Origin of the sequence: Acinetobacter sp. CIP 102136 (genome assembly GCF_000369685.1) — a bacterium.
Lineage (GTDB): Bacteria > Pseudomonadota > Gammaproteobacteria > Pseudomonadales > Moraxellaceae > Acinetobacter > Acinetobacter fasciculus.
Map to the genome: position 1 here is coordinate 1 of NZ_KB850152.1, position 6,689 is coordinate 6,689.

Annotated in this window: 9 protein-coding genes; 3 read left to right on the plus strand and 6 right to left on the minus strand. The window is 34.4% G+C overall.

The genetic code is table 11. The annotated features are described in order from the left end of the window. Positions 1 to 657: 657 nt before the first annotated feature. Together F893_RS16695 and F893_RS16700 are read right to left on the minus strand one after the other, a co-directional pair. Positions 658 to 1,551, minus strand: a complete 894-nt coding sequence (locus F893_RS16695; RefSeq protein ID WP_004282254.1) for a LysO family transporter — start codon at positions 1,549 to 1,551, stop codon at positions 658 to 660. After that, entirely contained in the window at positions 1,548 to 2,390 is an 843-nt protein-coding gene (locus F893_RS16700) for a 2OG-Fe dioxygenase family protein (protein WP_004282255.1), read from the minus strand. Before F893_RS16700 ends, F893_RS16695 begins: the two co-directional genes overlap by 4 nt. A gap of 280 nt (positions 2,391 to 2,670) precedes the next feature. Here F893_RS16700 and F893_RS16705 point away from each other — a divergent pair, with 280 nt between their 5' ends. Then, a complete protein-coding gene (locus tag F893_RS16705) occupies positions 2,671 to 2,961 on the plus strand; it encodes a type II toxin-antitoxin system RelB/DinJ family antitoxin (protein ID WP_004282256.1) in 291 nt (96 codons plus the stop codon). Further along, the gene (locus F893_RS16710) at positions 2,954 to 3,235 is read left to right on the plus strand and encodes a type II toxin-antitoxin system RelE/ParE family toxin (protein WP_004282257.1); all 282 of its coding nucleotides are present in this window, start codon (positions 2,954 to 2,956) and stop codon (positions 3,233 to 3,235) included. Before F893_RS16705 ends, F893_RS16710 begins: the two co-directional genes overlap by 8 nt. Positions 3,236 to 3,378: 143 nt before the next feature. Here F893_RS16710 and F893_RS16715 read toward each other — a convergent pair whose 3' ends face one another. Together F893_RS16715 and mobQ are read right to left on the minus strand one after the other, a co-directional pair. After that, on the minus strand, positions 3,379 to 3,876 hold the full coding sequence (locus F893_RS16715) for a hypothetical protein (protein ID WP_004282258.1): 498 nt from the start codon (positions 3,874 to 3,876) through the stop codon (positions 3,379 to 3,381). After that, a complete protein-coding gene (mobQ, locus tag F893_RS16720) occupies positions 3,873 to 4,844 on the minus strand; it encodes a MobQ family relaxase (RefSeq protein WP_004809023.1) in 972 nt (323 codons plus the stop codon). Before mobQ ends, F893_RS16715 begins: the two co-directional genes overlap by 4 nt. Positions 4,845 to 5,030: 186 nt before the next feature. Here mobQ and F893_RS16725 point away from each other — a divergent pair, with 186 nt between their 5' ends. Then, entirely contained in the window at positions 5,031 to 5,312 is a 282-nt protein-coding gene (locus F893_RS16725; RefSeq protein WP_005254311.1) for a hypothetical protein, read from the plus strand. On the opposite strand, the gene F893_RS16730 is transcribed toward F893_RS16725, so the two are convergent. Beyond that, positions 5,309 to 5,605, minus strand: a complete 297-nt coding sequence (locus tag F893_RS16730; protein ID WP_004282260.1) for a hypothetical protein — start codon at positions 5,603 to 5,605, stop codon at positions 5,309 to 5,311. The two genes, F893_RS16725 and F893_RS16730, sit on opposite strands and share 4 nt — an antisense overlap. Further along, positions 5,602 to 6,585, minus strand: a complete 984-nt coding sequence (gene repM, locus F893_RS16735) for a replication initiation protein RepM (RefSeq protein ID WP_004282261.1) — start codon at positions 6,583 to 6,585, stop codon at positions 5,602 to 5,604. Before repM ends, F893_RS16730 begins: the two co-directional genes overlap by 4 nt. Positions 6,586 to 6,689 lie beyond the last annotated feature (104 nt).

Genomic DNA, 6,689 nt, shown 5'->3' on the forward strand with positions numbered 1-6,689 from the left:
ACTGCATAAACGTATAGATAAGACTGCATAAACGTATAGATATAGGCGCACAAACTATTGATATTTAATTAAAATAAGAGGTCTAAAATTATAAAATTATAAAATTATTAAAAAGAGGGGAAGTGCTTAAAACTGCCCTAGATACTCGCTAAAGCTCGTACTCTATTGAAGCTCGTTCCTCGCTTCGAGGGGCAGTTTTTGGTTAATTCTGTTTGTGAAATCTAAAAGCAAAAATGGATTCGCTTCGCTCATAGAGATTTTTTACTCGCTCACGCTCGATCATCAAGCAAAAGCTATACAGTCGCTTTGCTCGGTTAATCTCGTTTGGCTGCAAAAGGAGGCTTTGTAATCAGGAAAAAGACGGGGCGAAATTTTTATGTTGCTCAATCGCTCGTAGGCACTCGCTTGGTTATTACAGTTGGGAGCAAATAATTTTATTTAGCTGAACTAATTAAAAACGTGGAATATTGATCAAAGATTAGCCGTGGAACGTGAAAAAGCATAAAAAAGCCCGAACTGGGATGCTCGGGCTATAAAATTGAAACTATAGCGTTGAAATTTCACAAGAAATATAACACATTTCGTATAACGTGTATTATGTTGATTTTAGAAAAATTTAATAATCAAGTTAAGTAAATCACTGCCTAAAATAATATTTTAAATAAAAACACTAAAAAATATAATAAAAAAGGGTGCTAGTATTGTCAAAATAAAACCGCTAAAAATTGCTATTTGCACGTCCAATTGCGAACAATTATTTTTTATAAATGGAAGTGTAGAATCCATTGCTGTAGCTCCACAAATACCAATTATAGGATTAGGATAATTTCGTCCAAGAAGATATAGCAAACCTATTGCATAAAACTCTCTAATTAAATCAGTTAATAAGGCAAAAGTTCCATATTCAGCACCTAATGTTTTTCCTATGAGTGGACCTGAAAGAGAAAACCAGCCAAATCCGCTTCCTAAAACTAAAAGTTCAAAAAATGATTTATCTATAATGAATGTTGTTAAATATGCAGCAATGAATAGTGAAAAAATTGTAATTAGTGGTACTTGAAAATGATTAATGGTCAAAGCTTGAATTTTAATTGTTGATAAATCCACACCTACCAAAAATATCAAGATATAAAGAAGAATACTACTTACAGCCTCACTCTCCCAATTACTCGGCAATACAAGATACAAAACCATACCAATAATAACCATTGATATAGCAATCACACACTCTTTGATAGGTTTAAAAATTTCAGATATAGATTTCTTATTTTTACTTGTATTTTTTACTTTTTTAAAAAGTAAAATAAAAGTAATAAAAGTAATAATTGTTGAATAAATAAATGATCCGACAATTACTGTAGTTCCTAGTTCTTTATCAAAAAGAATACTACCAAATTGGAAACCTATTGAAATTAGAAGTAACCAGACTAAGAATGTTATATAACTTACTAAATTATCTCTAGTATTTGAATTTATTACTCGCCCAATTCCCCATCCAAGTATTAAAGATAAGAGAATAGGCAATAAAGAAAATATAAGGTTATTTATCATATTTTTTGTTTCGTTAAAGAGTAGTCAATTAAAATCATCCAACGCTCACCAAGTAAATCTACTTGATCATTATTAATTTTTTTAATTGGTGATACATAATGACATACCGAAGAATCGTGAACAGCAAAACTATCAGAAATATTTTTTAATGTGAATTGACTGTAAATATTTTCATTGTTTACATCATCTAGACGCTTATTTCTTTCATTTGGATGGGCTATATAATTTTCACCGCCTACAATATTATTGCTTCTATAAAGAAGATGAGCAAAGGTAAAAGGTTCTCCATCTTGATGGAAACAATCAGGAGAACTAATGCCTAAACTTTGGTCACAAGTTGAAGTTAATTTAACAAAGTGTATTCCAACATAAATTGGTAAATAATAGTCATTTAACCCAAATGTTAAGTTATAGTCTTCAATAATTATTGAATTCAAATATTTAGAGCTTTTAACATCGTCACTTAAAGCATTAAAATATCTGATAGAGCCATGCTCTGGATTATTATTACCTTGATCATATCCAGATAGTTCTCTTCCATCATCAGTTATTGTAGTCGGTAACCAAATTGGATTTTTTTGCTTTTCCCATGGAAGAATTAGAGCATTTCCATACCTTCTAAAGCGTTGAGTGTTTGATGGTGAAAAGGGATCTTTTTCTAACTCTCTAAATTCATTGAAAATAGTTAATTTTGAGTTAATGTCAACTTCTGAAGCCTTATATTTTATATAACCATTCTGTTGAAAGTCTTCTTGTAATTTTGAAACATCAACTTCTTGATTTAAATTAAATTGATGATTTTCGTTTGGATATTCTTTTCTTAAATTTTGATTCAGCATAGGAAACCTTACTATATAACTTAATATTGTAATACTGCCCAAAAAATATTTAATTTTTATGAAAAAGTAAATTATTTATAATTAATAATCATACTCTTAGGTTTAATAAGTGGTAAATTTTTGTGAATTCTCAATGAAATACCCTCCCATTTAACATAATGGCTGTTATACAAAATTCAGATATTGGAACTAATTCTTACAATAATTTGAGTGATTTTTTAGACTATTAGCGTACATTAGGTTTACGATAGTACATGTTTTGTAAAACATAGGTGATGATATGGCGACAACAAATTTTAATCTGCGACTTGAGCAAGATTTGCGTGATCGGGCATTTCCAGTGTTTGAGCGTTATGGACTGAGCGCATCACAAGCCTTTAAATTGTTTTTAACACAAGTTGCTGAGACCAATAAAATTCCCTTGTCTTTTGATTATGCAGAGACAGAGAATGTGCCGAATAGTGTCACAAGAAAAGCATTGACTGAAGCAAAAAATAGAACTGATTTTTCAGATGCTTATGAAACACCTGAAGAATTTATGAAAGCGATGCAAGAATTAGCCAATGCGTAAGATATTAGCTGAAAGCCAATTTAAGAGAGATATTAAAAAGCAATTTTTAGAGCTAATTACACCTGCATGGGCAGAAGTTCTACATTGCCTTTGTAGCGATATAGTTTTGCCTGAAAAATATTGTGATCATGGTCTTACTGGTGAGTGGGAAGGCTTTAGGGACTGCCACATTAAACCTGATTTAGTATTGATCTATGCCAAGCAAGAAGATTATTTGCAATTGGTACGAATTGGTAGCCACTCGGAATTGTTTGGAAAGCGCAGAAATAAATAGTGAAAAATTTATGTGCTTAGGCATTTCATCTATCTTGGCTCGATGCTTTGAAATATGGCTTTAGCCATGTTTCAAAGTCGGGCAACTTTGCGCTTGCTGTAATCTGATCAGTAATGAGAAAAACCAAGCAAAGTACCGATCATCTAGTATTTTTTAGGGTCAATGCGACACCAATCATAAGTTTTATTTTTGACGTTATTTGGCTCAAATGAATAGCATTTCTTAGTCATAATTCTGACTAGCGTTTCGCCATCACTTTCTCGAATTTGTAGCGGATATTTTTTAAGTACAGCCATATCAGCTCTACGTTCATCAATTTCATCTTTGCTTGGCACGTATAAGAATATTGCCAAAATGAATACCATCACTAAGGCGACAAATGCACTAGCAAAAATGATGATAAATTTTGAGTTCAGTCTGTTTGTGGCTTCGTTTAATGCCTGAATACTGTTATTCAATGCGCCTGTATGCTTCTTATTTGCGATTTCTAGCGACTTTTCAGCCTTATTGAGTACTCCGCTAGCTACTTCATTGTAGAACGTCTCTAATCGCTTGTTATCATCTGCTATGGCTTCTCTGTATTCCTTCATAGATGCCAATAAAATATAGAGTTGGTCGTCTAAATCATTTTGGTTACTCATCGTGACCATCCATCATTATCTAAATTTCGTGATGCCTTACGATTTGCTTGCTCGGCTCGTTGTTTGTCTAGTTCTTGTTGTCGCTTCATTTCCGCTTGGCGTTCCAGTTCTAGGCGTTTGTTTTCTTGGTTTTTCTGCCATTGCTCAAAACCTTGATCGACACGGTTTAAACCACGCTGTAAAACGCTCTCTTTCTGCTGTTTCTGTTGCTCAAGTTGTTGGGTGTTCTGCTGTTTCACATTGTCATTGAAACGGCTGATTTCAGTGTCTATGCCTTGTCTGCGTAATTGGGTGACTTTGCTGCCTTCGTGGATGGTTGCTTGTAGTCCATTATTTTGATCGGCATAGCTGCGGTGGTCTATTTTTTCTCGGTAGCCTGCACGTTCCAATGCCTTGTTGGCTAAGTCTGCCCATGTTTCTCGAATTTGCTTAATATCTTCTTGGGTTGTACCCATACCAAGGCTTTTTCGTTTGGCGTTGCTGAGTTCAATATCGGTTTTGGTGGTCAGGGTGAGTTTATTATCTGTGTCCAGTTCTGCCTTTCGGGTGGTGAGCATGATATGGGCGTGGTGGTTTTTATCATTACCGCCTTTGCTGGGTTCATGGATGGCTAAATCTGCGATCACGTCATAGCGATCAACTAAGGACCTGGCAAATTCTTTTGCCAAGTCCTTACGTTGATCAGCGTCTAATTCATCAGGTAGGGCAATGACCCATTCTCTAGCGGTTCGGGCATCTTTGCGGTTTTCGGTTTTTTCTGCCAAGTTCCAAAGCTCAGCACGGTCAATTTCAATATCTAAATTAGACAGAATTTCAGAATGGGCGACACCATCTTTTCTCGTAAAGTCATGGGTCAGTCCTGTGCGTTCATCTTCTAATTTTTCCCCTGCACGATATGCAGATGATGCAACCGCAGTTCGTCCCGAACTTCGGTTAACCGTTTTAGTGGAACAATGATAAATTGCCATGCAGTCACCTTGGGGTGCTTTTGCTTTTGGGGTTAAGGGGAATCCCCTTACGCTAATGGAGACTTGGATGAAATCCAAGTCGTAAGTGCGCATTTCATGAAAAAAACGATAGCATATTACCCGCTTGAATTTCAATTCATAGGGTCTTATGCTTGAGTGGTTTTCTATATTCCGAAATTAACCGTTATGACTAAATCTGCTGAAAATATTGAAAAGAAAATTGAAGCCCAGTTAGAGAAGCTGAAACAGTTAAAAGCACAGAAACAAGCTATCGAAGCAAGAGAACGTACCAAGCAAAAGGAACAGCAACGAAAAGATGATACTCGGCGTAAAATTCTGCTCGGTTCTTATTTGATTAAAAAAATGCAGAATGAAGCCAATAAAGAAAAAATATTGGCTGAACTCAACGAATATTTAACAGAAAATAGAGATCGACAGCTTTTTGATTTGCCCGATATTGAAGCCTAATTTTTCTTAGCTATTTGGTTTTTTTGTTCGGCTTGATACTCTGGAATGAGCGTATTTAAAACCTTTTGAATATTGTCCTTGTCCTCGATTTGTAAATTATCCCGATAGTAAATTAAGTTCTGTATTTTGCTTTCCATCTGTATTTTTTCGGTTGGTTCGGCATCTTTGGATATTCGGGATAATAGGAAGATATAACCGCATATATTTTCTCTCGCAATTTCATAATTTACGATGTCGAGGTATTCAACGGTCACATGTTTTAGATCGGTTGATAGGTTATTTAATTTAATCATGGCTGAAATCCTGATTTTTCTAATATTGGATAAAGCTCTCTGAATTTTTCAGGCTCTAAAAGCATATCAGCGATACGAATAGCAAATTGTTGGTAGCTTTCTGTACCTTGTGAATATTTCCCCATTTCAGGCATTTCTGACATTTTATTTGCAAATAAATGACGTTGTGGGTCGCTCAATTTTATGAAAAAATCGGGGCTATTGCGATTTTGCTTGGATATTATTTTTTTTGAGGTTTTATCTACTTTAGGCTTCAATGTGAATGAAAAACCAATAATCGTCCGCCCTTGCTTATGTTGTTTATATTTAATCGTATAGTCTGAATGTTGATTCACTTGTTCCACAGCAACATCTAATACTCGTAACTTAAAGTTAGAAATTATTTTATATTGCTTGGGTTCTACACCTAACTGTCCTCGTAACTGCTCTATTGGAATAAGCGGAATATGTCCTACATTTTTCCACTTCATTAATAACTCAAACAACCGAGTGGCGTAGGTACTAGTAAATTCTGTAGTCTGAGAAAGGTAGTAACTTGTAAAATATTCTTTTGAATTGGCAACTAATAAAACAACATCGCTGGTAAGTTGAAAATGTAATAAGCCTTCTGATTCGGTATAACCAATTTTTTGTACCCATCTCGATTTCATTGTTGTGGGTATATCACAATCTCTTAGTTTTTTTGGCGGTTTAAGCGTGTATTCTTTACCAAACTCTAAGCCATATAACGTATAAGAAAAATAGCGTAAGAATAAGCGTTCTGATGCTTCCTTTAATGCTCGGTAAGCAACTGAGCTATCTACCTTAAATTGTTCCGCATACTCCCCTGCATGTATTGTCAACACAGTATCACTTGTTATTTCTTGGTGCTGATTATTGGCTTTAACCAAAGCCAACCCTATTAAGCGTTGCTCTATAAGACTTAATGTATAACTTGCATCAATCAAAGCATTATTTTTAACGACTAAATCATTTGCCATTTTTTATACATACATTGTTTTTAGTTGTAATTATATTACATTGATTAAATATGTATAGCAATACTGCATAAACGTATAGATAAGACTGCATAAACGTATAGATA

Excerpts from the sequence above, each read along its gene's own strand:
- F893_RS16695 (WP_004282254.1), bottom strand. The coding sequence starts at position 1,551 with ATGATAAATAACCTTATATTTTCTTTATTGCCTATTCTCTTATCTTTA.
- F893_RS16715 (WP_004282258.1), bottom strand. The coding sequence starts at position 3,876 with ATGAGTAACCAAAATGATTTAGACGACCAACTCTATATTTTATTGGCA.
- repM (WP_004282261.1), bottom strand. The coding sequence starts at position 6,585 with ATGGCAAATGATTTAGTCGTTAAAAATAATGCTTTGATTGATGCAAGT.
- F893_RS16710 (WP_004282257.1), top strand. The coding sequence starts at position 2,954 with ATGCGTAAGATATTAGCTGAAAGCCAATTTAAGAGAGATATTAAAAAG.
- F893_RS16705 (WP_004282256.1), top strand. The coding sequence starts at position 2,671 with ATGGCGACAACAAATTTTAATCTGCGACTTGAGCAAGATTTGCGTGAT.
- F893_RS16725 (WP_005254311.1), top strand. The coding sequence starts at position 5,031 with ATGACTAAATCTGCTGAAAATATTGAAAAGAAAATTGAAGCCCAGTTA.
- F893_RS16700 (WP_004282255.1), bottom strand. The coding sequence starts at position 2,390 with ATGCTGAATCAAAATTTAAGAAAAGAATATCCAAACGAAAATCATCAA.
- F893_RS16730 (WP_004282260.1), bottom strand. The coding sequence starts at position 5,605 with ATGATTAAATTAAATAACCTATCAACCGATCTAAAACATGTGACCGTT.
- mobQ (WP_004809023.1), bottom strand. The coding sequence starts at position 4,844 with ATGGCAATTTATCATTGTTCCACTAAAACGGTTAACCGAAGTTCGGGA.